16 protein-coding genes are annotated in these 26830 nt (G+C 56.5%); 8 read left to right on the forward strand and 8 right to left on the reverse strand.

The genetic code is table 11. The features are described 5' to 3' along the window. Positions 1-124 precede the first annotated feature (124 nt). The 4 genes from CEE69_RS07340 to CEE69_RS07355 all read right to left on the reverse strand — a co-directional run bounded on the left by CEE69_RS07340 (position 125) and on the right by CEE69_RS07355 (position 6876). On the reverse strand, positions 125-1369 hold the full coding sequence (locus tag CEE69_RS07340) for a sialate O-acetylesterase (protein WP_099260064.1): 1245 nt from the start codon (positions 1367-1369) through the stop codon (positions 125-127). Positions 1370-1432: 63 nt separating this feature from the next. After that, entirely contained in the window at positions 1433-2914 is a 1482-nt protein-coding gene (locus tag CEE69_RS07345) for a DUF1501 domain-containing protein (RefSeq protein WP_099260065.1), read from the reverse strand. Next, positions 2911-6087, reverse strand: a complete 3177-nt coding sequence (locus tag CEE69_RS07350) for a DUF1553 domain-containing protein (RefSeq protein ID WP_099260066.1) — start codon at positions 6085-6087, stop codon at positions 2911-2913. The genes CEE69_RS07345 and CEE69_RS07350 overlap by 4 nt, the downstream gene beginning before the upstream one ends. Positions 6088-6177: 90 nt before the next feature. Continuing rightward, positions 6178-6876: an ABC transporter ATP-binding protein gene (locus tag CEE69_RS07355; protein ID WP_099260067.1), complete on the reverse strand. Its 699-nt coding sequence runs from the start codon at positions 6874-6876 to the stop codon at positions 6178-6180. Positions 6877-7120: 244 nt separating this feature from the next. Between CEE69_RS07355 and CEE69_RS07360 the strand changes: the two genes are divergently transcribed. Continuing rightward, positions 7121-7900, forward strand: coding sequence for an NIPSNAP family protein (locus CEE69_RS07360; RefSeq protein WP_233214940.1), 780 nt, complete (start codon positions 7121-7123; stop codon positions 7898-7900). A gap of 48 nt (positions 7901-7948) precedes the next feature. Further along, complete coding sequence (mutS, locus tag CEE69_RS07365; protein WP_099260069.1) at positions 7949-10618, forward strand: DNA mismatch repair protein MutS; 2670 nt, start codon at positions 7949-7951, stop codon at positions 10616-10618. 118 nt (positions 10619-10736) lie between these two features. Here the strand turns inward: mutS and CEE69_RS07370 are convergent, their stop codons facing one another. Continuing rightward, positions 10737-12386: an FG-GAP repeat domain-containing protein gene (locus CEE69_RS07370; RefSeq protein ID WP_099260170.1), complete on the reverse strand. Its 1650-nt coding sequence runs from the start codon at positions 12384-12386 to the stop codon at positions 10737-10739. Between the two features lie 318 nt (positions 12387-12704). Between CEE69_RS07370 and CEE69_RS07375 the strand changes: the two genes are divergently transcribed. Beyond that, positions 12705-15644, forward strand: coding sequence for a CRTAC1 family protein (locus CEE69_RS07375; RefSeq protein ID WP_099260070.1), 2940 nt, complete (start codon positions 12705-12707; stop codon positions 15642-15644). A 155-nt stretch (positions 15645-15799) separates the two neighbouring features. Here CEE69_RS07375 and CEE69_RS07380 read toward each other — a convergent pair whose 3' ends face one another. Together CEE69_RS07380 and CEE69_RS07385 are read right to left on the reverse strand one after the other, a co-directional pair. Continuing rightward, positions 15800-16231: a peptidylprolyl isomerase gene (locus CEE69_RS07380; protein WP_099260071.1), complete on the reverse strand. Its 432-nt coding sequence runs from the start codon at positions 16229-16231 to the stop codon at positions 15800-15802. A gap of 89 nt (positions 16232-16320) precedes the next feature. Next, positions 16321-16914: a hypothetical protein gene (locus CEE69_RS07385; protein ID WP_099260171.1), complete on the reverse strand. Its 594-nt coding sequence runs from the start codon at positions 16912-16914 to the stop codon at positions 16321-16323. A 367-nt stretch (positions 16915-17281) separates the two neighbouring features. Between CEE69_RS07385 and CEE69_RS07390 the strand changes: the two genes are divergently transcribed. Both CEE69_RS07390 and CEE69_RS07395 read left to right on the forward strand, forming a co-directional pair. Then, positions 17282-18307 (forward strand): glutamine synthetase beta-grasp domain-containing protein, encoded by a 1026-nt coding sequence (locus tag CEE69_RS07390; RefSeq protein WP_099260072.1) that lies wholly within the window; start codon positions 17282-17284, stop codon positions 18305-18307. 251 nt (positions 18308-18558) lie between these two features. Then, complete coding sequence (locus tag CEE69_RS07395; RefSeq protein ID WP_099260073.1) at positions 18559-18747, forward strand: hypothetical protein; 189 nt, start codon at positions 18559-18561, stop codon at positions 18745-18747. Between the two features lie 125 nt (positions 18748-18872). Here CEE69_RS07395 and CEE69_RS07400 read toward each other — a convergent pair whose 3' ends face one another. After that, positions 18873-20147, reverse strand: coding sequence for a DUF1559 domain-containing protein (locus CEE69_RS07400; RefSeq protein WP_099260074.1), 1275 nt, complete (start codon positions 20145-20147; stop codon positions 18873-18875). A gap of 420 nt (positions 20148-20567) precedes the next feature. On the opposite strand from CEE69_RS07400, the gene CEE69_RS07410 reads away from it, so the two are divergent. The 3 genes from CEE69_RS07410 to purN all read left to right on the forward strand — a co-directional run bounded on the left by CEE69_RS07410 (position 20568) and on the right by purN (position 26819). Then, positions 20568-22619 (forward strand): mu-protocadherin, encoded by a 2052-nt coding sequence (locus CEE69_RS07410; RefSeq protein WP_199169815.1) that lies wholly within the window; start codon positions 20568-20570, stop codon positions 22617-22619. A 97-nt stretch (positions 22620-22716) separates the two neighbouring features. Next, positions 22717-26223, forward strand: coding sequence for an isoleucine--tRNA ligase (gene ileS / locus CEE69_RS07415; RefSeq protein WP_099260076.1), 3507 nt, complete (start codon positions 22717-22719; stop codon positions 26221-26223). Then, entirely contained in the window at positions 26220-26819 is a 600-nt protein-coding gene (gene purN / locus CEE69_RS07420) for a phosphoribosylglycinamide formyltransferase (RefSeq protein WP_099260077.1), read from the forward strand. Before ileS ends, purN begins: the two co-directional genes overlap by 4 nt. Positions 26820-26830: the final 11 nt, after the last annotated feature.

A 26830-nucleotide genomic window follows, 5' to 3' on the forward strand; every position in this document is an offset into this window, starting at 1 on the left:
AGCCCGCCTTGAATGGCCAAATTCAAGTGGAATCGTGTGGGTTGATGTTGGTCTTTGGCCAACGAAACCCTTTCGCAAGATCGCGACGCCTGAACTCACGTGTTGGACTCGCATTGTCGCGGCCCTAGTTGGATGAATCACCGGAGTTGCCTTGCAACTCCAGCACCGCCCACGCGAATGCTTCTCCAATCTGGGCCATCGTTTTCCCGCATCCCAGATAGTGGTAACCAGCGTTCGACGCGCCGCGTTTCCATAAAGCGAGTTCTTCTTCCGAGATCAATTCGCGTTCGAATTCCTGCATGAACTCAGCTTGCTGCTCTTTGCTCATCGAGCCATCGTGGTTCTCATGCCCACGCTGCTTCGTCCGCAGTTGATACGACTTCTGCCGGACTTCCCCAAATTTGCTTGCAATCGCGCCGAGCGGTTCGTCCCAGTAAGGCCCCGTTGGAACCGCGACGACGTTGCCACGAAAAGCGTCCATCTTTGCGGGCGCCGCCATCGCATCCCGGAATTGCCGGTGATCAGGGCTCGGGTGCTCGCCATCAACTCCCATCACACCGATCACAAACGGCAAGTCCGTCGCACTCGAGTCCACGTCGCCCAAATCGGAACGCACATCGCGGATGAAGTCGGCCATCCACTCGGAGTATTTTTCAAAACGGTTCTGCTCCGAATCAGCAGGCAACCGTGGGTAAACATCGCGGTTGACGACATCGTTCCAACCTTGGAACCAAACGAAGCCTGCTAGCTCAAAGCCCTGGTCGTCTTGATAACCTGGCACGACTCGATCGAGATCACCGAGCACCGACTTCACATGCTGGACCATCAAGCGATAGTACTTCCCGGAGTCTTCCTCGTGGTTACGGTCTCGCTCGATGTCGTTCTTGGTCCTCGGATAAACGCCAGCACTCGGCGGACGAAAGTCGTAGAACAGTGACTTCCCACCCCACGCGGTTTTGATCAGCAGAACCGGCGCGTCGGTGTGTTCTTCAATCGTCAAACCGAATGTAAACTCTGGGCCGATCTTGCCGCCGTCTTCACTCGGCTTGGGTCGCGAACCGTACCCGGTGGTCAGCTTGCCGACTCCCTCGCCGTTGTTGTCGCCTCGTCCGGTCAAATACGAGATGGAAACTCGGTCGCAAACGCGGAAGGTTCCGTCTTCGTTGCGCATTTTCGCGAGCAAAGACTTGGACTGCGGGTCCTCGCTCATGTAGTCGATCGTCTCGACCTTGGCGTGCCCTTCCATGTTGGATTGCCCTGCGAGGATATAAACCTGCAGTGGCTTGGAAGAGCTTGGCTCAGCAGGAGTCTCCCCGCGAGCCGGGATCACGACGAGCAGACAGCCAACCAGACAGACACAACGCAACATCGATGCAGCCTCAACATGAAACGGAAGTTTGATGAGGCGATCGCGTTGATGGCGTTCGCCCGGTCAAGCCAGGATGTCGTGCACGACCTCACCGTGCACGTCGGTCAGACGAAATTGCCGTCCCTGATATCGGAACGTCAGCCGCTCGTGATCCACTCCCAGCAGGTGCATGATAGTCGCGTGCAGATCATGAATGTGCACGGGATCTTCGGTCAGGTTGTACCCAAAGTCATCGGTTGCACCGTGCACGATGCCAGGCTTCACCCCTCCGCCGGCCATCCACAAACTGAAACACCTTGGGTGGTGATCGCGACCGAAGCTGCTTTCCGTCAGCTTGCCCTGGCAATAATTGGTGCGACCAAATTCACCGCCCCAAATGACGAGAGTGTCTTCCAACATCCCCAAACGTTTGAGATCTTGAACCAGCGCCGCGGATGCTTGATCGGTTGCCTTGCACTGCTTGGGCAATCCGTTGGGCAGCCCACCGTGGTGATCCCAACCTTTGTGATAGAGCTGGATGAAACGCACGCCACGCTGTGCCAATCGCCGAGCCATCAAGCAGTTCGCGGCGAATGAACCAGGGTTCTTGGAATCCTTGCCATACAGCTCGAAAACCTCTTCCGGTTCATCCGCGAAATCGGTGGCCTCCGGGATGGATGACTGCATCGCGAACGCCATTTCGTACTGAGCGATTCGAGCTTCGACCAGAGGATCGGCTTGGGTCGCCAACTGCATTTGGTGCAGTTTCGAAAGGGCATCCATGGCGGAGCGACGACTTTGCGTGTCGATGCCTTGCGGGTTGCTTAAGTACAGCACCGGATCGGCGCCGCTTCGGAACTGAACGCCTTGATGCTCGCTGGGCAGAAACCCATTGCCCCAAAATCGTGAAACCAATGGCTGGCCGCTGTTTTGGTTCTTGGTTGTCATCACGACGAACGCGGGCAAGTTTTCGTTCTCGCTGCCCAATCCATAATCCACCCAGGCGCCCATGCTGGGCCGCCCGGGGAACATGCTGCCGGTCTGCATGAACGTGACCGCGGGACCGTGGTTGATCGCTTCGGTGTACATCGACCGAACAACACAAATGTCATCCGCGATCTTGGATGTGTACGGCAATTGGTCGCTCATCCAAGTCCCCGATTCGCCGTGCTGTTTGAAATCAAACGGAGAACCCACCAATGGCAAACTGGACTGGTTGCCGCTCATTCCGGTCAGACGTTGGCCGCCGCGAATTTCATCGGGCAGTTCCGTGCCATGCTTTTCATTGAGCAACGGTTTGTAGTCGAACAAATCCAGTTGCGATGGAGCGCCCGACTGGAACAAAAAGATCACCCGCTTCGCTTTGGCGGCGTGATGCAACGTTCCCATCGAACCCGGAACCGGAGCACCAGGGCCGAGCGAATTCGCTGAATTCGCAAACGCGTTCGAGTCACCCAAACTGCTGGCCAGCAACTGTCCCAATGCCATGCCGCCAAACCCATAGGCGGAGTTCTGCAGCAAGGCACGACGATTGATCGAGATCGGATTCAAATCAGAGTGGCTCATCGTTTCACCAGGCATAAGTCAAAGTTCAGCAACGTTCCAACGACAACCGTCATCGCAGCCACGCGGTTGGCATCCAGCGATTCATCAGGTGTGGCATCGCCGATCACGAGAAACTCGCTCGTCGCTGCTTCGTGAGATTGAAAATAGTCTTTTTGTTCTTCGTACAACTCGACCAGCACGCTGAGTTGATCCGGGGTCGGCCGCCGACTGGTCGTGATTCGAAATGCATCGCGAAGCATCGCTTTCGAGTCTTTCTGCGAGCCGTCTCGAACCAATTCTTCCGCCAACCCACGAGAGGCCTCGATCGTTTGCGGACCGTTGAGCATCACAAACGCCTGCAGCGGCGACGCCGTTCGTTCCCGCTGCACGCGACAGACATCTCGTTTGGCAGCATCCAAGGTCGTCATCACCGGCGCGGGGCTGGTTCGCTTCCAGTACGTGTACAAACTTCGTCGGTACAAACCCTCGCCTTTGTCTCGATCGGTCGGTTTGAACGACACTTCCACTTCGTACGGTTTCGCTGGCGGTCCTCCCATCGATCGAACCAAGCGTCCACCCGCAGCGAGTGCTTGGTCACGCAACATCTCGGCGGGCAATCGGTACGTCGGGAAATGCGAGAGCAGACGATTGGTTGGATCAATCAACGCAAGTTTCTCTTGCGAAGACACACTGCTGCGACCATAGGCATCCGAAAGCATGATTTGCTTCATCATCCGCTTCAGGTCCCAATCGTTGTCCGCTAAATCCAATGCCAACCAATCCAGCAGTTCAGGATGGGTTGGCGGCATGCCTTGGCTGCCAAAGTCTTCCGGCGTGCGAACCAAACCTTGTCCAAAACAGATTTGCCACAATCGATTCACAGCCACTCGAGAAGTCAGCGGATGCTCGCGGTTGCACAACCACTTTGCCAAAGCCAAGCGGTTCGGGCTGGATGACTCATCGGACTGAAGTGGTGGCAAAAATTCCGGTGTTCCTGGTTGGACTTCTTGTTGCGGGCTGTCGTAGACACCACGAGCCAGCAGGTGAGTCGGCCGCGGTTCCGGCGTCTCACGCATCACCATGATTTCATCGATTGATTCTTCGAGCTTGCATTTCGCGACGCGCGCGTCACGCAACTTTGTACGAGCCGCGATGATCTCTTCGTCCCAGCGAACCAAAGCGTGTTGGATCAGTTGCCCCTGATCCCATTCCGCTTCTTTGTCGAACTCATAGTCGTCGCGAGCGAGTTGCTGGATTTCCAGATCACTCAACTGAACATCGAAGACGCGAAATTGGTCGACGGCACCCTGTTTGAAACCACGGTCTCTCATCCGTTCGCCGATCGCGATGTTGTCGCCGCCTCCACCTTGGATTTGTTTGGACAACGCGTCTCGGACAACACTGGTTTCGACCGCTTTGCCATTGACGTGAATTGTCAATCCGGAAGCGGAACTGGAACCTTCCGTCGACGCGGTGACATGCACCCACTCGCCGACTGGGATGGCATCGTTGGTCACAACGCTGATCGCATTGCCTGGCCAAAAATGGATCTGCGACCATTGAAGTTTTCCGTCCAAGATCAGCAACTCATATCCGCGACTGGCGGCATCGGTCCAGGCTCGCGAACGATGCCAAACGACCGCCCGTTCCTTGACGTCCGGCGTCTTCATCCACAGAGAAACCGAGAACGGCTGCGAACGATCAAAGTTGCCCACCTCAGTCGCGACGGCGTCATCGCCGGTCAGTTGCCAAGCTTTGCCAACCTTCCCTTCGACGGATTGGTTGGGCGACTTCGGATCGTCTTCGAAATCCAACGATGCGATCGGTTGAGCCAAGGGTTGCTCCGGCAATGATTCGCTCACGATCGCGTCAGGTTGACTCAATCGCTGAGACCAATGATCGCTTCGCTTCTGAATCGTTTGACGAAGCTGTTGCTCCGCGACGGCGATGTCGCTTTGCAATTGTTTCAGTTGGCGTTCTTCGTCTTCGGTTGGCAATGGCAACGTCGGCGTGGGAACCGATGGCGTGAAGTACGAATACAGCCCAGCTTCATCGATGTTGTCAAAGAACGCGTTGAGTTGAAAGTAATTCTCTTGACTGATCGGATCGTACTTGTGGTTGTGACACCGACAGCACTCATACGTCAGTCCCATCATCGCCGTCGCGACCGTTTGGGCCCGGTCGGCCACGTATTCAATGCGGAACTCTTCGGGCACACTTCCGCCTTCCACTTTTTGCGGATGCAGACGATTGAAGGTTGTCGCCAAAATCTGATCGCGAGTCGCATCGGGCAACAAATCACCCGCCAGTTGTTGCGTCACGAATTCATCGTAGGGCAGGTTGTCGTTGAACGCGTTGATTACCCAATCACGCCAAGGCCAAACAAATCGATCGCGATCGACTTGGTAGCCATAAGTGTCGCTGTAGCGAGCGGCATCGAGCCAGTCGGTTGCCATGCGTTCGCCATATTCCGGTCGCGCGAGCAGCCGATCGATCACGCGGGTTTTGGCCATCGGCGTTTGGTCCGCCAAGAACGAATCCATCTCGGAAAGTGTGGGCGGCACACCAACCAAATCAAACGTCACGCGTCGCAACCAAGTCTCGCGGTCAGCTTCGCCTTCGGGTTTCAAACCAGCCTTCGTCAACGCACGATTGACGAACCGATCGATCTCATTGGCTGAATCAGATGACTTCTCCGTGCCTGCTTCCTCGTTTGGCACGTCGACTTCCGTTGGAGAGATGAACGACCAGTGGCTTTGATAGTGAGCTCCTTGTTCGATCCAGCGACGGACCGTTTCCGTTTGCTCGGGTGTGACCTTGCGTTCCGAATCCGGCGGCGGCATCAACATGTCCGGATCATCGGACACCATTCGCAACCACACTTCGCTGTCTTCCCAATCGCCTTCGACGATCGCCCAATCCTTGGCACCTTCCTCCGTGTCCAAGTGCAAACCGGCTTCGCGATTTTCATCGTCCGGTCCGTGACAGTGAAAGCAATTCTCAGACAAGATCGGACGAATGTCACGATTGAACTGAACTGTGTCTTCCGACTCTTTCGCGTCCTCCGCAACGGCGGGCTGGACCAGCGCAACCGCCCAAACGAAAGGAACAATCAGCGTCCAAGAACCAAGCTTCCAACGATCCAATTTGCGATCGCTGGAGCGGGGTGAAGATGAAGTCAATGAATCACGCATTGCGTGCAATGGCTTTTGTGTTGGGAAAGATTTGATGATGGCTCTACGAACAAACGAACCGCAAGGGTTCGTCCAAGCCCACACCACATCTTAGACGGTCCGCAACATTCCGTCACATATATAGACTACGCGATCAGCACGCTCGGCCACGCGTTCATCATGAGTCACCACCACCAGGGTGGCACCTTCTTCCTTGCGGATTTCATCCAACAAATCCATCACTTCGTTCCCGCGCTCCGTGTCCAGTGCACCGGTGGGTTCATCCGCCAGAATCAATGGCGGGTTCCCCGCAATCGCTCTCGCGATGGCCACGCGTTGTCGTTGCCCGATCGAAAGCTTGTCGGCCCGGTGGTTCACTCGGTCGCCCAGCCCGACCCGCTTCAACAACCGAATCGCTTCGGCCTTCCGCCGCGACACATTCGGATGTGTGTCGAACATCGTCAACTGAACGTTCTCCTGCGCGGTCAGATTCGGCAGCAAGTGATACGACTGAAAGATGAAGCCGATCTTGTGGGCTCGAAACTGATCCAAACTGGGTTGCTCGGCCAAAGGTTTCCCTTCAAACCAAACCTCCCCTTGGGTTGGCTCATCGAGTGCCCCCAACATATTGAGCAGCGTCGATTTGCCACCTCCGCTGGGCCCGACGATCGCCACGAATTCGGCGGACGCGATCGACAATGTGACATTCACCAATGCATCGACATCGCCGTCCGCATAGTGCTTGCAGACACCCCGCAGCTCAAGCAAAGGAATCGCGTTGGTCGAGGTCGTGCCACTTGGATCGGTCAACCGTTTTGTCTCTTTTTGCTCGAGGACAAGGATTCGCGGGTTCAAACGACGGAAACGAACCCGTCACCGAGAATCGTATCATGCGAATCCGACAGACGGACTACCACGCAACATGAAGAACGTTCCGGAAAATGTTCAACATTGCAGTAGTTGAGCTGTGCTAAATTAGTTCTCCGCGAAACGCCCTCCCTGGCCCGAACGCTCGGGCAACAATCCTTCCCCCCCAACTTTGAAGACACTTCCTATGAAACGATGGATGACCTTCGGCTGGATCGCCGCTCTCAGCTTCACCGCTTGCTTGCAACCTGCCATGAGTTCCGCTGACGAATACTACGAAGTCCGCACAATCGTTTTGGGCGAAAAAGGCGACGCCGCCGCGATTGATCAGTACCTCGAAAAAGCACTGATTCCCGCATTGGAACGACAAAACATCGGCCCCATCGGCGTGTTTGCACCCAAACCTGGTTCGGAAACAGAACAGGGATCGGTTTTCGTCGTCATCCCGTTTTCAAAACTCGGCCAAATGGAATCTTCTCGCGAGGCATTGGCGAAGGATGACGAATACCAAACGGCCGCCGCCGACTACTTAGGACGCGACCCAAAATCGGCTCCGTACTCCCGAATCAGCAGCGAATTGCTGACCGCGATGGATTGTTGGCCCAAGACCGTTGTTCCCGACGGAACGCTCGAAAACGACGAACGGGTTTACGAACTTCGCTTGTACGAAAGCTCCAACGAGCGGCTTGGTGACCTCAAAGTCGAAATGTTCAACGCCGGCGAAGTCCCAATTTTCCTCGACAGCGGCATTCAGCCCATTTTCATCGGGCAAGCTTTGATTGGTCCGCAAACGCCCAGTCTGACTTACCTGACGGTGTACAAAGATGAAGCGGCCCGAGCAAAAGCGTGGGACGCTTTCCGAGCCCACCCGGACTGGAAAGTACTGAGCAAGAACAAACGATACGGTGGCACGGTCAGCCGGATCGACAAATTCGTACTCTCGGCGAAACCTTACTCGCAAATGTGACCCCAGCGAGGCTGTCCCAGTCGACGGCCTGCCGGTACGATTCGCACCATGACTCCCATGATGCGACAGTACCACGAGGCGAAAGAGGCGTGCGGCGACGCATTGCTCTTCTTTCGCATGGGCGATTTCTACGAGCTGTTTTTGGACGACGCCAAGGTCGCTGCGGGGATCTTGGGTCTTACCCTGACCAGCCGCGATAAAGACAGCGAGAATCCGACTGCGATGGCGGGGTTCCCCCATCACCAGTTGGATCAGTACCTGCAAAAGCTGATTCGTGCCGGCTTTCGAGCCGCGGTCTGCGAGCAAGTCGAAGACCCGAAAGCCGCGAAAGGCTTGGTACGGCGTGAAATCACGCGCGTCGTCAGCGCTGGAACGCTGACCGACGAGGGTTTGCTCGATCCGAAAGAACCGAACTACTTGGCCGCCGTCTTCGCCCCCAGCCAGAAGGCTCGCGAAAAAGCGCAGAAGGAAGCGGCGAAGAACAACGATCCAAGTGGTGGCGACGTCGTCGGGATCGCTTGGGCGGAACTATCCAGCGGCCGATTCGAAGCCGGCGTTTTCCCACGAGCCCGCCTGGACGATGAACTGGCGCGAATCGGTCCCGCCGAAGTACTCCACTGCGAAGACGACGCCTCCGTTCATCCGGACTCCACCGCAACATGGTCCTGGACCGCTCGGCCGGCGTGGAGCTACGCGGCCGCCGACGCTGAAAAATCACTTTGCAAACAGCTCTCCGTCGCCAACCTCGAAGGCCTCGGTTTTGAAGACAACGGCGACGTCGCGATTCGCGCCGCCGGAGCCGTCCTCTGCTACCTGAAAGAAACCCAGCGTGGCTCGCTGGACCACTTTCGATCGCTGACGTGCCACAACCGCAGCCCGGTTTTGCAGATCGACGCCGCGACGCGTCGCAGTCTCGAAATCACTCGAACCATGCGGACGGGTTCCCGCGACGGCGCCTTGCTTGGGGTCATCGATCGCACCGTCACGCCGATGGGTTCGCGGTTGTTGGCCGATCACTTGGCCGCTCCGCTGATTGATGCGGATGCCATCACCTATCGAACGGACGCGGTCGACGAGTTTGTTCGCAACAACAACTTGCGCAGCGATATCCGAGCGGTTCTTGGCGACACCTACGACCTAACCCGGTTGCTCGCCCGAGTCGCAACGGGACGCACCGGACCTCGCGACCTTCGTCAAATCGCGGTCACGCTGAGTGGACTTCCGGCGCTGAAGGCTCGCTTGGCCGAACGCGACAGTGCCTGCCTGACTTGTTTGGAATCGGAACTGCATCTGTGCCCCGAACTTCGCGAACAACTCGAAGCCGCACTCAACGACGAATGCCCGTTATCCGCAGCCGATGGCAACTTCATTCGCGAAGGCTTTGATTCCGAACTCGACACACTTCGCGAATTGGCTCGAGGTGGAAAACAGTGGATCGCTGAATATCAACAGCGGCAAATGGATGAGACCGGCATCGCGAATTTGAAGGTCGGTTACAACCGTGTCTTTGGGTATTTCCTGGAAGTCAGCAACGCTCAGAAAGACAAAATCCCCGCGGACTTCATCCGCAAACAGACGCTGAAGAATTGCGAACGGTACATCACGCCGGAACTGAAGGAATACGAAGAGAAGGTTCTGGCCGCGGACGACAAAGCGTCCAGTCGTGAGCAAATGCTGTTCACTCTGCTTCGCGAAAACACGCACAAGCATCTGGCGATCTTGCAAGAAGTTGCTAACGCGATCGCGATGACTGACGTGATCGCTTCGCTGGCCGAAGTCGCTGCCCAGCATCACTGGGTGCGTCCGAGCCTGACCGACGACAGCGTGCTTCGCATCGAAGGCGGCCGGCACCCGGTGCTAGATGTCACGATGGCACAGGGCGAGTTTGTTCCCAACGATTGCATTCAAAGTCCCGAAACGGGAATGATCCTGCTGATCACCGGTCCCAACATGGCCGGCAAGAGCACCTACATTCGCCAAGTCGCACTGATCACGCTGCTGGCTCAAACCGGCAGTTTTGTACCGGCGACCTCCGCCGAGATTGGGATCGCCGATCGAATTTTTGCTCGAGTCGGAGCCAGCGATGAACTCAGTCGCGGCCAAAGCACGTTCATGGTGGAGATGGTCGAGACGGCTCGCATCTTGAACACGGCAACATCGCGCAGCCTGGTCATCCTCGATGAAATCGGTCGCGGGACCAGCACCTACGATGGCCTGTCGTTAGCATGGGCGATCACGGAACACTTGCACGAACAAATCGGCGCCCGAACACTTTTCGCCACGCACTATCACGAGCTTGCGGCTCTTCAAGAAACGCTTCCGCGTGTTGCGAACCTGAGCGTTGCGGTGAAGGAATGGCAGGATGAAGTGGTGTTCTTGCATCGCATCGTCGCGGGAAGTGCTGACAAGAGCTACGGCATCCAAGTCGCTCGACTGGCGGGCATTCCTGTGGAAGTCAATGAACGTGCCAAGGATGTGCTGGCTCAACTCGAAGCGGATCACCGCGACAGCTTGGACCGGCCAACGATCGCTCCACCAAGCGGCGGCAAAGGATCCGGCGACACGTACCAACTGACCCTGTTTGGCTACGCCGATCACCCGTTGATCCAAGAGATCGAATCCGTCGACATCGATTCCATGTCGCCGATCCAGGCGTGGCAGTTCTTGCAGGAAGCCAAGGCAAAACTCACCGCAGGCCCGAACCCCGTTCGGGGTTGAGATAGCTTTCATGTTAGCGGAGTGGCGCGAGCCACCCGGTGAGGAACCGGATGGCTCGCGCCATTCCGCCAAGAAGTTAGAACGCCCAAAGCGTGCCAGCGAGTTTCAACGGAGAACCTCAGTTCTCCGTCTTCAATTCTTTCCACCATTCAACGTGCGGGTCGCTGGACTCACCGTCACGTAAGAAGTTGCCGACCGCGAATTCGTCGATTCCATCGGCATCCATGTCGGCGACTTCCAACGTCAGGTGATACTGGAAATCTGTCTCGAGGATTTCTCCTTCGAAGACTCCCGCTTCACCTTGCCGCAGAAGCAGCAGTGACGGCGAACCGCTACCCTGCCAACGTTTGATCGTCGGCGAGGCAAGCAGTGCTCCGGCGACCACATCGAGATCACCATCACCATCGAAATCACCCGCCTGCGCCCGCAACACGCCCGGCATGCTGGCCAGCCGATGATGTCGGAACTCAGCCCGTGGCGGTTGGCCCGATTTGGCTGATGGAGTCTCTTCCCATTGGCTTTGACCCTGGAACGGATTCTCCAGCCACTGAACCATATGATGACGCTTCGCACCTCGATCGAACGAGTCGCCGTTGCTGAACAACACATCGACATCGTCATCGCCATCCAAATCAACCAACTCGATGCCAGTCGATCCATAGGACGGATCGGGAGCCGCGTACATCACGACATTTCGAAATCGCCCGGTCCCGTCGTTGAAGAACGCTTCGATGGACTCATGCTCTTGGCTGACCAACGCGACAAAATCCAAATGCCCGTCCCCATTCAGATCGACCGTCGGAACGTTGACTGGGCCGGATCGTTCGTCGATCGTTTCCATCGTGAATGCCTCGCTGCCAAGTGCGAGATCGACCTCGCCATCGCGACGCAACAAATATAGCCCGCCTGTTTTTCTCCATCCGAACACCGCGACGACAAAGTCGAGGTCTCCGTCGGAATCGAAATCGCCGGGCTGAACTTCGGCGACTCGGCCCAGGCCTTCTGCCAAAACAATCTTCTGCATCTCGCCGACTTGATCAGCGTCGGCGGGTGCTGCTTGGCGTAGCGCAATGACTTGACCGAGGTCGCTGTCCGCCGCATTGAACTCGCCCACATCAGCAACGATCAAATCCAACACTCCATCGGCATCAATGTCACAAGACTCGACGTGGACCGGCTGAAACAGAGTCGCCAAACGCTTCGGGGAAGTCGATAAACGATCGGGCCACGTGGCAAAGACGGCTCCCGTATTCACGTCGCAGGCCACCAACGCCGGCGAAGCACCTAAACCAGACGCGATCCATTGAAGGTGGCTGATCCCGGGTGGCCGCGACGTTTGCAAATCCACCGCGAGCTGCTGCCATTCCACCTTGCTCGGTCCAAACTCTTGCTCGGCAAACGGCAACCCTTTTGATTTCGGAGCCTGCAGCTGAAAGAACTTCAACGTCTCCGTGCGATCAGGAACAACGACATCTGTGCGTTTGGAATCTTTGTACGTCATGTACATTTGGTCGACGATCTGCGGCCACTCACCTTGAGGTGCCCCCTCGGGTTTCGGCATCACATGGCAACTCGAACAAAACACTTCAACCTGCGGGCGAACTCGCTCGACCAATCGATCATCGAGCGTTCGCGAATCGGGAGTTGCCAGTGCATCTGACTCAGAAGGATCGACGATGGAATCATCCGAGTCTTTGGCGTCATTCGCGGATGACTTGTCCGATGAAGGCGTGCAACCACTCTCCGCCGAAAGCACTCCGATTGCCATCCCGATGCAGAGCCACCGAGCGATTGTCGTGTGCGTGCCGCGAAACAAAAATTCATCCCAAGAACGAGTTTGCCAGATATCGTCGAAATCTCCTTGGCAGTTTAGTCCTGTCGCCAATGGCAAAGCAATTGCTGAGATACAATGGCGGCCATGAACGCTGCTTGTTTTTCCATGAAGAATTCCGTCCGTCGCCGCTCCTTTGGCGTCGGTCGATTCGTTGCTGCTTGGGCTTTGCTGAGCCTTTGCGTCGGGTGCCCCAGTTCCACGCCGCCCAGCAATCCAAACGATGAAACGACTGCCAAACGCCCCCTGGGTCGCATGCGAGTGCTGGGGCGAAACGGAAAATGGGACGACGCGTGGCAGCTTCGCGAAGCCGTGTTGGAAAAGCACGGTGATGATGCGGACGCGATCACCTACGTCGCGAGAGTTGCCCACCAAACCGGACGCGCCAATCTGGCCGCGGACTACCTCGAACAAGCCAGCCAGGTTGAGAACTATGCTTCAGCAAAGCGAGTCGACGAAACGTTGATCGCCATGATCTCAGCTGGTCGGACGCACGATGCGATGGCGTTCTTGGAACAGGTCGTGGAATCTCATCCGGATCGCCACGAGACTCGGCGGGTGCTGTTCGATCTGCAAATGGGAACCGAAGAACGCGGCGATGGTTTGGAACACGGGCGTCAGCTGATTCTGGAGCGACAGTTTGACCTCGAACTTCTGATGACGATGACCGATACCGAAATCCGGTCGATGGATGCCAAACCGCTGGACGAGATGGTGGAACGCAATCCGGATGACCTCCGGCCGCTGATTGGTGCAGCTCGTTCGGCTCTCGATCAAAACTTGTTCGACGAAGCAAGAGACAGCTTGGATCGAATCATCAAGCGCCACCCCGATTATGCAACCGCGGCCGCGATGCGATTGCTGTTGCTCGCTGAACAAGCGGATTGGCAAGAGCTCAAATCCTCACTGCCAACGTTGCCTGCGGAAGTCATCCAACGCCGACATTTCTGGACCGCGATCGGAATGTGGTCGGAATCGACCGGCCACTCCGGCTCAGCAGCCCGGGCGTACTTGCGAGCAGCTCAACTTGACCCAGACATATCGCGTTCTTGGCTGGACTTGCAGCGAGTTCTCCAAAGCAATCCTTCGATTGGAGTCGCATCGGATGTGATTGAGGCCATCGGCAATCGGGCCAAGCAGCTCAACCGTTTCAATCAACTTCGGCGACGCTTCGACCGGTCTGGACGAATTTCTCGATCCGTGATCGCTGACATGGTGGGTGTCGTTCGAGAAATGGGTCGTCCCTGGGAAGCCGAAGCCTGGATCTCGGTCGCCATGCAACTTCCGGAGGATGATTCCGTCGACCTACAACAGATGCGCAAAGAGTTGGTCACCGAACTCCGCCGCGACACTCCATGGCAACAAGTCAACGACTTTCCGGAGCTGCAACTAGATCTTTCAAGTCAGGCGTTTCAGCCTTCCGTTGAACAGTTCCTCCGCGAGCAATCGAGCGAAAGCAATCCAGGCCCGACTCCTTCGCGACCCAATGATTCAGATGTCGAAATGGCATCCAATCCGAAAACGACACTTCGCCCGATTGAACTGGTCAACGAAGCCCAACAGCGTGGCATTTCGTTCTTGGCTTCAACGGGCGACGACCTGAACCGACCCGGAATCAGCTTGCATCAAACGCTCGGTTGCGGTGGAGCGACGCTGGATTTCGATCGCGACGGATGGAGTGACTTGGCACTCGTCACGGCGGGAGGAACGCCTCCACAGAAGGACTCGCCACCCAACGTGTTGCTTCGAAACCAAGACGGCATATTCACGACCGCCCCAGAATCGGCCGGCGTCAATGATCGCGGGTTCGCACAAGGATTCGCGGTGGGTGATCTCAACGAAGATGGCTGGCCCGATCTGCTTTGCACGAACTACGGCCCCAACACACTCTTGATCAACCAGGGCGACGGGACATACGTTGATGCAACCCATCAGTGGCTCGCCAACCCCGAGGAATCACGTTGGTCAACCGGCGCCGCATTCGCGGACCTGGATTCCGATGGTCTGTCTGACTTGGTTGTCCTGAACTACTGCGAGGGCTTGGATCCCGTCACGTATGTTTGTGGCGATGGGACGGACGAACCCGCTCGGTCTTGCTCGCCGATGCGATTCAGCGGCGACCATGACCAGTTCTTCAAAACTGATTCTCGAGGACTGATTGAAGACGTTACGGAGCAGTGGAATGCCACGACCACCGATGCGGGTCGCGGACTTGGGGTGGTCATCGGCGGCTTTGAAAATCGCCCGAGCAACCAAGTGTTCGTCGCCAACGACATGACCAGCAATTTTTACTGGTCGCGTGCTCAGAGTCAGTCAACCGATGAAGACAACGCGGCCGTGAACTGGACGGAGTCCGCTTTGCCGCGAGGGTTGGCAGTCGACGCTCGCTCAGTCGCGCAAGGATCGATGGGCATCGCAACTGACGACTTCAACGACGATGGCAAACTCGATTTCTACGTCACCAATTTTGACCAAGAGTACAACACGCTTCACTTGCAAACCGGCCCGGGCAGCTGGCGTGACTCAACGATGGCGGTGGACTTGGGCGTGGACACGCTACCGCTAGTCGGGTTTGGAACCACCACGGCGGATCTCGATGGTGACGGGAAAAACGAGTTGGTCGTGTCCAACGGGCACGTCGATATCTTTCAACGCGACGACCTGTCCGAGGAACCATCTCAGGAACCGGCTCGCCGCAGCCAATACGCCCAACCAATGCAGATTTTCCAACGTGGATCCGATGGTCGATTTGCTAAAGCGGACTCGTCCGGCGAATACCTCTCGCAACCGCACGTTGGACGGAGCCTGTGGACGATCGATGCCAACCGCGATTTCCGACCTGACCTCGTGGTGACGCACCAAACCGAACCGGTCGCCTTGCTGGTCAATCACACCGAGTCTGAATCGCCCAAGCTAAAGATCCACGTGACCGGAACGCAATCATCTCGCGATGCAATTGGCTCTAAGATCACAGTGGTCGCCGGCGACTGGAAAAAGACTCATTGGGTCACCGCTGGCGGCAGCTATCTCTGCAACGAAGAACCGTCGTGGATGCTGAGTTGCCCTGATTCCGGTGACAAAGTCGACGTTCAAATCACTTGGCCAGATGGCCAGCGACAAACGTTTGCGGAAGTGACAACCAACGGCGAATGGATGCTGGTGCAGGGGCTGACTGAAGCGATCGACCTTCGGTGACGAAGCAACGGGAATGTTCGTGCGAGTTAGACGCGAAGCCTTCAGCCGTCCTGCGGGCGATTCGAAATGGCACTAAAAAACCCCAGTGAAAACACCAGGGTTAGATTGTTCGGGAGATCATCGCCGACGGTTTAAACGCCGACAATCGATCGAGCTCACTCTTCGGTGACGCGAACGGTCTTCATCGTGTCGCCTTGCTCAATCGCATCGACGATGTCTTGGCCTTCGATGACTTTGCCAAACACGCTGTGGCGGTTGTCCAGGTGAGGCTGGGCTTCGTGAGTGATGAAGAACTGCGACCCATTGGTGTTGGGTCCCGCGTTGGCCATCGACAAAACGCCGGGACCATCGTGCTTGAGTTCGGGATGAAATTCATCTTCGAACTGGTAGCCGGGGCCGCCGCGTCCGCTTCCTTCGGGGCAACCGCCTTGGACCATGAAGTTGGGGATCACACGGTGGAAAACCAATCCGTCGTAGTACTTTTTCTCGCAGAGCGTTTCGAAGTTTTCGACAGTCTTGGGGGTTTTGTCGTCAAACAATTCGATGCGAATCGTTCCGCGATCGGTATCAAACGTGGCAACTTTCATCGGTCACTTTCGTCTAAGAAGTAAAAACGGTTCGTTGGATTGGTCGGTTGAGTCAACGCTGGCAGCGGCAATTGCGTATGCGGTGTGACTTACAAATCGAGCGAGGATTCCAATTCACGAAGCTCTCGCTCAGTCTCGTCTTCAATCGTCATTTCGTCGATTGGCTGGTTCAAAGCACCTAGGTCGTCGGGAATCGTTGCGGACGGATTCGACGAATCGAGTTCTTTGCGAGTCCCGTCGGGAAGGATCAAGATCGCTTCTTCGATTCCACCATCCGAGCCGACTTTCACGGCGGCTTTGGCGGAACCGCTGGTGCCCTCCAGGTCAAACACGATGAAGTCAGGGTTTTCTTCCGCTTCGTTGACTGTTTCACCGAAGTTCATGGACATCGACTCAATCTCGCCGATCTCTTCCGTGACCGCGGGCATTCGATTCAATTCTTCTTTCACCGGTTCAAAAACAACTCCCAAACCGCCGACTTGCGACATCGCGTACCAAAGGACGCCACAGCAAATCACCATCGAGACGAAGCCGAGCCCCAAGACGATCGCCAGGACCATCGGCCACTTTTTCTTCACGGGGGACTGCGCACCAGGACCACCGGGTCCGCCCACGACTTCTGGAGTCAATGGATTTTGATACGCCCGGTTCGGATCAAATGGATCGTTTGGTGTATTGGACATGATTCCGTTTCGCCCACGCGATGGTGAAAAATCTTCCCTGACGAGCATTTGACGACTGTGATCGCCGCCGTGGTCCCGCCAAGAGGCCGCAACGTTTACCGAGCTGGCACACTCTGCTGTTTCCTAACAGAGAGAACATTAAACCGAAATGCCACCGGTTTTAATACCGCCCCGGAATCTTCCACTCCTGAGCATTGGTATTCCGATTCAATTCGGGTATTTTGGGGGGCGTTGGCTGCATCGAAATGAACCACGTTGGTTCCTTTTCAATTGCTGCGGTTGGGTAGAACCGTTTGTCTGACAGTTTCGTTCTCTGCTCTGGCAAGACTGCCACGAGCGCAAAAAAGTCTTTAGGAGACTCGCGTCCATGACCAAGTGCAAGTTGGAATACATCTGGCTCGACGGCTACAAGCCTACCCAGAGTTTGCGTGGAAAGACCAAGATCGTCGATGATTTCAGCGGCAAGCTGGAAGACTTGGACATTTGGTCCTTCGACGGCTCCTCCACCGAACAGGCGGAAGGCGGCAGCAGCGACTGCTTGTTGAAACCTGTCTACGTCTGCCCCGATCCAGCTCGCCTGGGCACCGGCTACATCGTGATGTGCGAAGTCCTCAACGCGGACAAGACGGCACACGAATCGAACGGTCGCGACATGATCGACGACGATGACAACGACTTCTGGTTCGGATTCGAGCAAGAGTACGTGCTCGAAGACGTCGAAACCGGCAAACCAGTCGGCTTCCCCATCAACGGCTACCCAGGTCCTCAGGGCCCATACTACTGCAGCGTTGGAGCTTCCAATGCAATCGCTCGCGACATGGTCGAAGAGCACCTCGAACTGTGCTTGGAAGCTGGCCTGAACGTCGAAGGCATCAACGCCGAAGTGATGATGGGTCAGTGGGAATATCAAATCTTCGCCAAGGGTGCCAAAGAAGCTGGCGACCAGATCTGGGTTTCTCGATACCTGCTCGAACGAACTGGCGAAAAGTATGGCCTGAAGGTCGACTACCATTGCAAACCCGTCAAAGGTGACTGGAATGGCAGCGGAATGCACGCCAACTTCTCGAACACCACGCTGCGAACCTGCGGCAGCAAGGAAGTTTACGAAGCGATTTGCCAAGCATTCGAGCCTCGCGTCAAAGAGCACATCGATGTCTATGGTGCTGACAACAACCAGCGTCTGACTGGCCTTCACGAAACCCAGTCGATCGATGAATTCAGCTACGGCATCTCGGACCGCGGTGCATCGATCCGGATTCCAATCTTCACCGTTGAACACGGCTGGAAGGGTTGGTTGGAAGATCGTCGCCCAGCATCGAACGCCGACCCGTACAAGGTCGCCGCTCAGATCATCAAGACAGTGAAGTCGGCAGCCGTCCCATCCGGCGTCTGATCGACGTTTCCGGCCCAGGCTTCTGAGCCGATTTGATTGCGAGCGACTCCAATCGCTGCAATCAATATCACTCTCAACTTCAATGCCGAGTCACGCAAGTGACTCGGCATTTTTTGTGCGCTGACAATCCCCGCCAACTCGGGCTGTCACTCAGCCCGCCACGTCGCGCCCACCGAACGGCTACAATATGAAGCGCCGCGTCTAAATTGATGACGCCTATTGTTTTTCCAGTTCTTCCTTGGAGTCCCCCCATGAACGTCTCGAACCTTCATCGAGTCTTCGCCGTTTTGTGTTGCCTGACGCTAGGCACGGCAGTCGGCTGCCCGTCTCAACCAACAACCGCTTTGGAAGACGCCGACCAATCCGCAATCGAAGCCTATCAGGCTGAGCAAGCCAAAGAACAAGCTGCAATGGATGACTCGCTCGACACCAAGCCATAATGAAGGAACTTTGAATTTCGACCGATTCCGACTCGATCTAAGTTCGCTTGTAACAAATTAAAAAGCCGGCTTTGCTCACATAAGCAAAGCCGGCTTTTACTATTTTCTAAACGAATTCGCGAGCATCAAAACTCTTCGTCGATGATCTCTCGACCACCTTTGGTTCCCATGGCTCCCCATACACCGTACGGGCTTTTTGAACCTGGCCTCGCGGTTGCCATCGCTGCACTTTGCCAAACCATCTCGTGGTTTTGGTTGCCTGCATCAATTGAGTCCGTGATGAACTTGACCGCTCCATCGCCCATCAAAATATGAGCCCCACCTTGGTGACGGCTCGATGGCGGGAACATCCCAGTCTGCCCGGCATTGTTGCCTCCACAAATGGCTGCGTTGGGCGGAGCAATCGTGTGGATGCCGCTGAAGTTGGGCCGGAAGTCGGCCCACTTATAACCACGGCCGCCATTCACACCTTGGATCGGAGTGCCTGCAAGCCAGAACTGCGGGCGTTCCGGATCGATTTGGCCGTCCTCGACGCAGAAATTTGGGTTGGCCCGCACTTCGTTGGGCGGATTTCCGTTGATGGACTGGATTCCACGTGTATCGCGATCTCCGACATCAGTGATCAACTCGGCCATGGCAACCGTGTTGGACAGCCCGTCCAAAACATCTCGGAATTTCGCGTTGGCGTGTGGCACAAACATGCCACGGTCAGCGGCACGGGAACGTTGGGCCCAACCGCTGTGTTGAGCGTATTTCCAGTTGGGAGTACCACCACCACCGGTTCGTGCCGGAGGATTCACCGGCCCTCGCACCGACCATTCCATTGAATCGCCGAGGCACAATCCGTAGTTGGTTCGACCTTGTCCAGGCAATCCTTGTCCGGGGTCACTTGGGCAACGCAGCGTCGGAAGGTTCGTCATCCAAGGACGATACTCCAAGAATTCGACGGTCGGCCCCATTGGAGGCCATGGTGTCGCCAAAGGAGTGGTTGGATCGAGAGCGTTGACCAAGCTGGGATTGCTGATCTCCTCCCACAGGCCTTGTTGCTCGACAAATGGAGTCATCCCAACCAAAGCCGACAAGCGCCAGGCATTGTTGGTTGCGAAGTTCCCCCACCAATCGGTCGAAGCATTCGCGGAGTTTCCACGAGAGATTGCCGGAGTTCCGCCAGGACCGTCGGTACCCGCTCCATGCATTGGCAACTGGTTGTACGCAGAGTGGTAGTTGTGAATCGCCAACCCCAGCTGCTTGAAATTATTGCTGCAACTCATCCGACGAGCTGCTTCTCGGGCTGCTTGCACTGCTGGCAGCAGCAGCCCCACCAAAACGCCAATAATGGCAATGACCACCAAAAGCTCCACCAAAGTGAAACCTTTCGGCTGAACGCGAAAACGCTTCATGACAATATCTCCTAGAAACAAAATGAAACAGCACTTACTCAATACGAGCAGAGCGAGTGCCTTCCCATCTTAGGGATAATGTCAACCTTCGGTACAGAAACATCACGTACCAAAACACATTTTTCGCGAGTTTATCTCACGAAACACCCGTCCAGAGGTCGCTTCCCTTCCCTAGCAATCACCCCTCCAATGGCAATGAACCCCGCCTTTGTATCGAAGGATGCTCTGCAACCGGTTTCAGACTGGAGTGCTATTTCCGCAAGTCCCGCTACCAAACAGTCTTGTGTTTTCACCCCACATCGGGCTTTACCTCAATCAGCCATCGCCGGTACGATTTGGCGTGAAACCCGATGGGCTGCGATGTGAATCACTCGGAATGTGCTTCCAAGCCCACAACTGAACACAGCAAAGGATTGTGCCATGGGTGGCGCTGTGACGTTATTGTTGGTCGCGACGATGGGCATCACCTTCGGATGGACTCCGGACGGTGCTGATGGGGTGAAATACATCATCCAAGTCCCGCCTGACCAGCTCGAACAACTCGAACGTGTCGGTGAAATCACCAGCACGATCTCGCCGGAAGTGCGAGGGCGAGTCAGCGAAATCGTGATTCGCGTAGGAAACGGCCCCGTTCCACGTGAAGTGCCTGCGCGTTGGATGACAAACGCATCTCATCCATCTGGCGTCTCCCAAGTGGTCTCGGATGAAGATGCGCTTCGCGGCTTGCCAATCGCGGCGGACGACCGTCGTCCGATCCCGATTCCGATGTCATCCAATTCGACGCAACCTGGGGTCATTCCTGGAAACGTCAACTCGCCGAGCATCACTCGGTTGATGAAGCCTCAATCCGGTGGCATGAGCATGCCTGGCGGATTTGAAGCCCCCGCTCCAACCGGCGGACCATCCACCAGCGGTTTCAATATGCCGCCCTCATTGGCCACAGGCCCCGCGGGTCCTGCTCCTAGCACCGCGGCACCCAACACGGGATCGCTCAACGACAGCCTCCGCGCCGGAGCCGAAGCGTTCGGCGAAGCAACACGACGGACCTTGGGTTTGGGAACTCCCAACACCGCTTCAACCAATCCAAACATGGCAACGCGTGATCCGTCGATGACAGTCGCTCCGCCACCATTCACAGGCCCCGCGAATTCTGGCGCCATGGATCGCAGTGCTCGGGCTGGTGGTCCATCGACCGATCCAGCTGCATCCACCGGAACCAACGCTCGTCCTTGGCCGAACGATGACGACGATTGGTACGCGCTTGGGAACCGTCCCGCACAGCGTCCATCGACCGCCCCCGTCAACAATTCCACCGCGGATTCAATGACGTCCACAACGGGTGCGTCGCCTCGACCAGGAACCGACCCGGCGAACCGCAACAACCCAAACACGGGTTTTAGCACCGGCAATTTCAATCAAATGCCCAGCGGACTCAACGGCCAGAGCTCGTACGGTCAAACAAACGCGGACACCGTCGCCAATTCATCCTCACGACGCGACACCCCGTACTCCAACCCGGCCACTGGCCGTGACAACACAATCAATCGAAATGAATATGCTCCTGGCTTGACCGCAGCCCAAGCGGCTCGGCTTCCTGACAATGGCTACGACTTCGACGACGCTGGTGTCCCCATCGATCGTGCGGGATATCGCTTGAACGTCTACGGAGAACGGATCGATCAGAACGGTCGACCTCTGAACGATTCGAGCTACGCTGACAATCGCTCCGGCGCGAACACGGGCGTAGCAAGCACCCCGCAGGCCCCCGACAGCAATCCGTTTCCTGGACGTACATCGGCAACGAACCAGCCAACTCGGGGCTATCCAGATTCGACGTACGCCAGCCAACAAGGCAACAGTCCTACCCAACCCGCCTATCCCGACAACCGAAACACTGCCTCGGGCGCACCGGCGAATCCCCAGGCACCGAACGGTCAGGCGTACCCGAACCCGAATTCGCAACAATCGCCGCCTACGATGCCGAATACCTACGCCGCTCAGCCCACCAGCGGGTATCCCAATCCGAACCAACCCGCAGCGCCATACCTGCAGGTCCCGAACTACAACACCAACCCGCCCTACGCGGCGACAAATCCGGCCATCAATCCGGCCACCGGATACCCCTACACGAACACGAGCTACCCAAACACAGGTCCGACCTATTTGGCCAGCAACAACGCGCCCACGGGAGCACCTCCGACTGGAGGGTCCAACGCGGGCGCACCGCCCCGAAATCAGGGCTCCAGTTCCGCCGATAACCTGGATGCGACCACCGGGCCACCGATGGACAACGGCAGTCGGCCGGACCGCGAAAAAGTGGCCACGCAGACTCTATTCAACGCATTGCTGCTGGTTTCCTTCGTCGCCAATTTGTACCTCATGTATTGGTTGAACGTCCTGCGTCTGAAATACCAGGAAATGGTCGCCGCGAAACGGGCCGCCGCGAGCTCCAACGCGACCGCTGTCGCCTAGGAAGCAGCCTGCCTTGGTCGGGGGTGGGGGAAATGTCCTTCAACGCATAAAACTATGTGTTGCTTTGACATTCCCATCTCATTCGTTCGGTTATCCCGTGTCCGCGAATTCGACCGCCGCTTTTCGTGCCCCCGCCGCGAGCCCCCATTTTCCGACTCTCGAAGAACAAGTGCTGGCGTTTTGGGACCAGCATTCGATCTACGAGCAATCGCTCGCCCGCCGCGCCAACGCTCCCACCTTCGTCTTCTACGAAGGCCCGCCAACGGCCAATGGGATGCCCCACCCGGGCCACTGCCTGACGCGTGCGATCAAAGACGTTTTCCCTCGCTACAAAACCATGCGTGGTTACCGCTGCGAACGCAAAGCGGGCTGGGACACGCACGGATTGCCCGTCGAAGTCGAAGTCGGCAAAGAACTCGGCATCCACAGCAAGGAAGAGATCGAAGCATACGGTGTCGAACCGTTCATCCAAAAATGCCAATCCAGCGTTTGGCGTTACATGCAGGAATGGCAAACGCTGACCCGACGACTGGGTTTCTGGGTCAACCTGGAAGAAGCCTATGTGACCTATCACCAATCCTATGTTGAGAGTGTCTGGTGGTCACTGAAAAACTTGTTTGCCCGCGGACTGCTCTACCAAGGCCACAAAATCGTGTGGTGGTGGGCTCAAGGCGGCACGGCACTTTCCGCTGGCGAAGTCGGCCAAGGCTACCGCGAAGTCGCTGATCCGAGCGTCTACGTTCTGTTCCCGCTGGTTGATCAACCCGAACGATCCTTGGTCGTCTGGACCACGACCCCGTGGACGTTGCCCAGCAACATGTACGCGGCGGTGAAGCCCGAACTGGACTACGCCGTGGTCAAAGATTCCGAAACCGGTCAAGAGTTGGTCCTGGCCGCCGCCTTGGTCGAGTCGCTCGCGGGCAAATTGAAACGTGAATTGACCGTCGTCGAAACCATCTCGGGTGAGTCACTGGTCGGCCAACGTTACCAACCTCCGTTTGATGATTACCATTCCCGGCTGAGCGATCCGTCGGGCGAGTTGGTCACCGGCGAACAAGAATCGCTTTACTGGCGTGTCGTTGCCGCTGACTTTGTGACCACCGATTCGGGCAGTGGCTTGGTTCACCTGGCACCCGCGTTTGGTGAAATCGATCACGAAGTTTTGGTCACCGAGCGAACTCGATTCGTCGACGGCCAACGCCCCGAACTGCTTTGTGCGGTCGGTCCCGACGGCAAGTTCACTGACGAATTCGCTTCGATGAAAGGGGTGTGGGTGAAGGAAGCCGACAAGGCTCTAACGCGAACGCTTCGCGAGTCCGGACGTCTGCTGCACCTGGAACAATACCTGCACGATTACCCGTTCTGCTGGCGAGCCGATGACGATCCTTTGATCCAGTACCCGCGAGAAAGCTGGTTCATCCGAACGACCAAGTTCCGTGACTTGATGTTGAAGAACAACAGCAAGATCGGATGGCAACCCGAGCACATCCGCGACGGACGATTTGGGAACTTCCTGGAAAGCAACGTTGACTGGGCGCTGTCACGCGAACGTTACTGGGGCACGCCGCTGCCGATCTGGGTCTGCCAATCCACCGGCCGGATGGAAGCCATCGAAAGCTACGAGGAGTTGCTGGCCAAACCTGGTGTCGACGGCACGCAGGTTTGGGACGACGCGAAATCAGCCAACCCTGAACTGCCCGACGATCTTCGCGTGCACAAACCGTACATCGATGCGGTCACCTACGATTCTCCATTCGAATCCGGTGCCCGGATGCAACGAGTCAGCGAGGTCATCGACTGCTGGTACGACAGCGGTGCGATGCCGTTTGCTCAGTGGGGATGGCCGCATCAAAACGACGCTCAGTTCCAAGAACAATTCCCCGCGGACTTCATCAGCGAAGCGATTGACCAAACTCGCGGTTGGTTCTACAGCCAATTGGCGATCAGCACGATGTTGTTCGGCGAAGGCGCCTCCATTCGCGAAGCAGGAACTCAGGCGAGCGAATCCGCTCCGTCACGTGACAGTGAGTCGGACTACCCGCATCCGTTCCGTAACTGCATCGTGCTGGGATTGATGCTGTCGCAGTGGTACGAATCCGCTGGCAAAGAAGGCCAACCCAAAACGGTATTGCTGTCAGAAGCCGAGGCAGATCAGGCCGATGGCAAGTTCACAAAAAAGACCGGCAAGATGTCCAAGAGTCTTCGGAACTACCGAAGCCCCTCGGAGATTTTTGACAAGTACGGTGCTGACGCGATGCGTTGGTACTTCTTCGCCAACCAAGCCCCTTGGAATTCGATCATCTACGCCGATCAAGCGATCCGCGATTCGATCCCCGAGTTCTTGCTGCGACTTTGGAACACGTACAGCTTCTTCTCCATCTACGCCGAGATCGATGGGTTTGATCCGACAACCGCGACGGGTGTGGATAACCAAGTGACACCAGAATCGCTGGCCTTGGCACCGACCTATCGTCCAATCAGTGAACGAAGCGAGATCGATCGTTGGATTCACTCCGAATTGCATCGCACGCTGGCGACGGTCATCGACCGCATGGACGCGTTCGACAACTACAACGCGTGCCAAGCGATCACCAACTTGTTGGATGGCCTGAGCAACTGGTACGTCCGGCGCAGTCGTGATCGATTCTGGGCACCTGAATCGGATTCACCAGACAAGCACGATGCGTACTGGACGCTGTACGAAGTGATGTTGGAACTGACCAAGGTCATTGCTCCCTTCGTTCCGTTCCTGGCCGACACTTTGTGGAAAGAATTGACCGCACCATTCGGTGACAAATCGCTGAAGAGCGTTCACCTCTGCGATTTCCCCAAACCAGATGCCTCCCGAGTCGATCAAAAGCTATCCGATTCCATGCGATTGCTTCGCGAGATCGCATCGATGGGGCGTTCGGCTCGCGCGGATGCGAAGCTGAAAGTTCGCCTGCCACTGTCCAAGGTCGAAGTCATCTTGACCGACGATTCCGCGATTGATTGGCTGCAAAGTCACGACGCTTTGGTTCGCGAAGAATTGAATGTCAAAGCGGTCGACTACACGACTGATGGTGGCGACTACGTTCAGTACACCATCGTGCCCAACTTCAAACGGCTTGGTCCTAAAGTTGGCAAGAACATTCCCGTCGTCAAAAAAATGTTGGGCGAAGCGGATGGAAATCAATTGCTGACGCAGCTTCAAACCGCTGGCTACGTCGAACTGGAGCTTCCTTCCGGTCCGTTGAAGCTCGACGGCGAAGACATCGAAGTTCGCTTGCAAGCTCGCGATGGATGGGCGGCCGCTCAAGGCTCGGGGTGCGTCGTCGTGCTCAACACCGAAGTCACTCCCGAACTGCGTCGCGAAGGATTGGCCAAGGACTTGATTCGCGGAATCCAAAGTCAACGCAAAGAACTCGATTGCCAATACACCGATCGAATCCGAGTGGCCGTCGAAACGTCGGATGCGGAACTGCAATCTGCGATCGATGAACACCGCGAGATGATTTGTGGCGAAACATTGGCCGATGAATTGACCATGGGCACTCTGCAAAATGCTCAACAAGTCACCATCGAGGGCGGCGAACTGTATGTCGCCAAAGTGAGTGAAGCGTGAGCGATCCAAGCACCTTGAAAGTAGCCGTCTTCCTGAGCGGAGGCGGCCGGACGTTGGCCAATTTAATTCGCCATCGCGACGAGCATGGTTTGCCAATCGATTTCCGATTGGTGATTGCCAGCCGAGAAGGATTGGGCGGAATCGAGATCGCCGAGGACGCTGGCATCGAAACTCGGGTCATTCGCAAAACGGATTTTGATTCCGACAAAGCCTACAGCGAAGCCATGTTTGGTCCCTGCCGAGACGCCGGCTCGACCCATGTGATCATGGCGGGGTTCCTGAAACACGTTTTGATCCCGGGCGACTTTGAACATCGAGTGATCAACATCCATCCGTCTCTGCTGCCAGCATTCGGCGGAAAGGGAATGTACGGTCGCAATGTGCATGCGGCGGCGATTGAACGAGGCGTGAAGATCAGTGGCTGCACGGTTCACTATGTGGACAATCTTTACGACAACGGACCAATCATCCACCAGAAGGCCTGTCCGATCCTTCCCACCGACACGCCCGACGACCTGTCCTCCCGCGTGTTCAAACTGGAATGCGAAACGTTGCCGGAAGCCATCCGAATGATGGCTGACGAGCAAGGTACCTGAACGTTTCGCTC

Source organism: Rhodopirellula bahusiensis (genome assembly GCF_002727185.1).
Classification (GTDB): Bacteria; Planctomycetota; Planctomycetia; order Pirellulales; family Pirellulaceae; genus Rhodopirellula; species Rhodopirellula bahusiensis.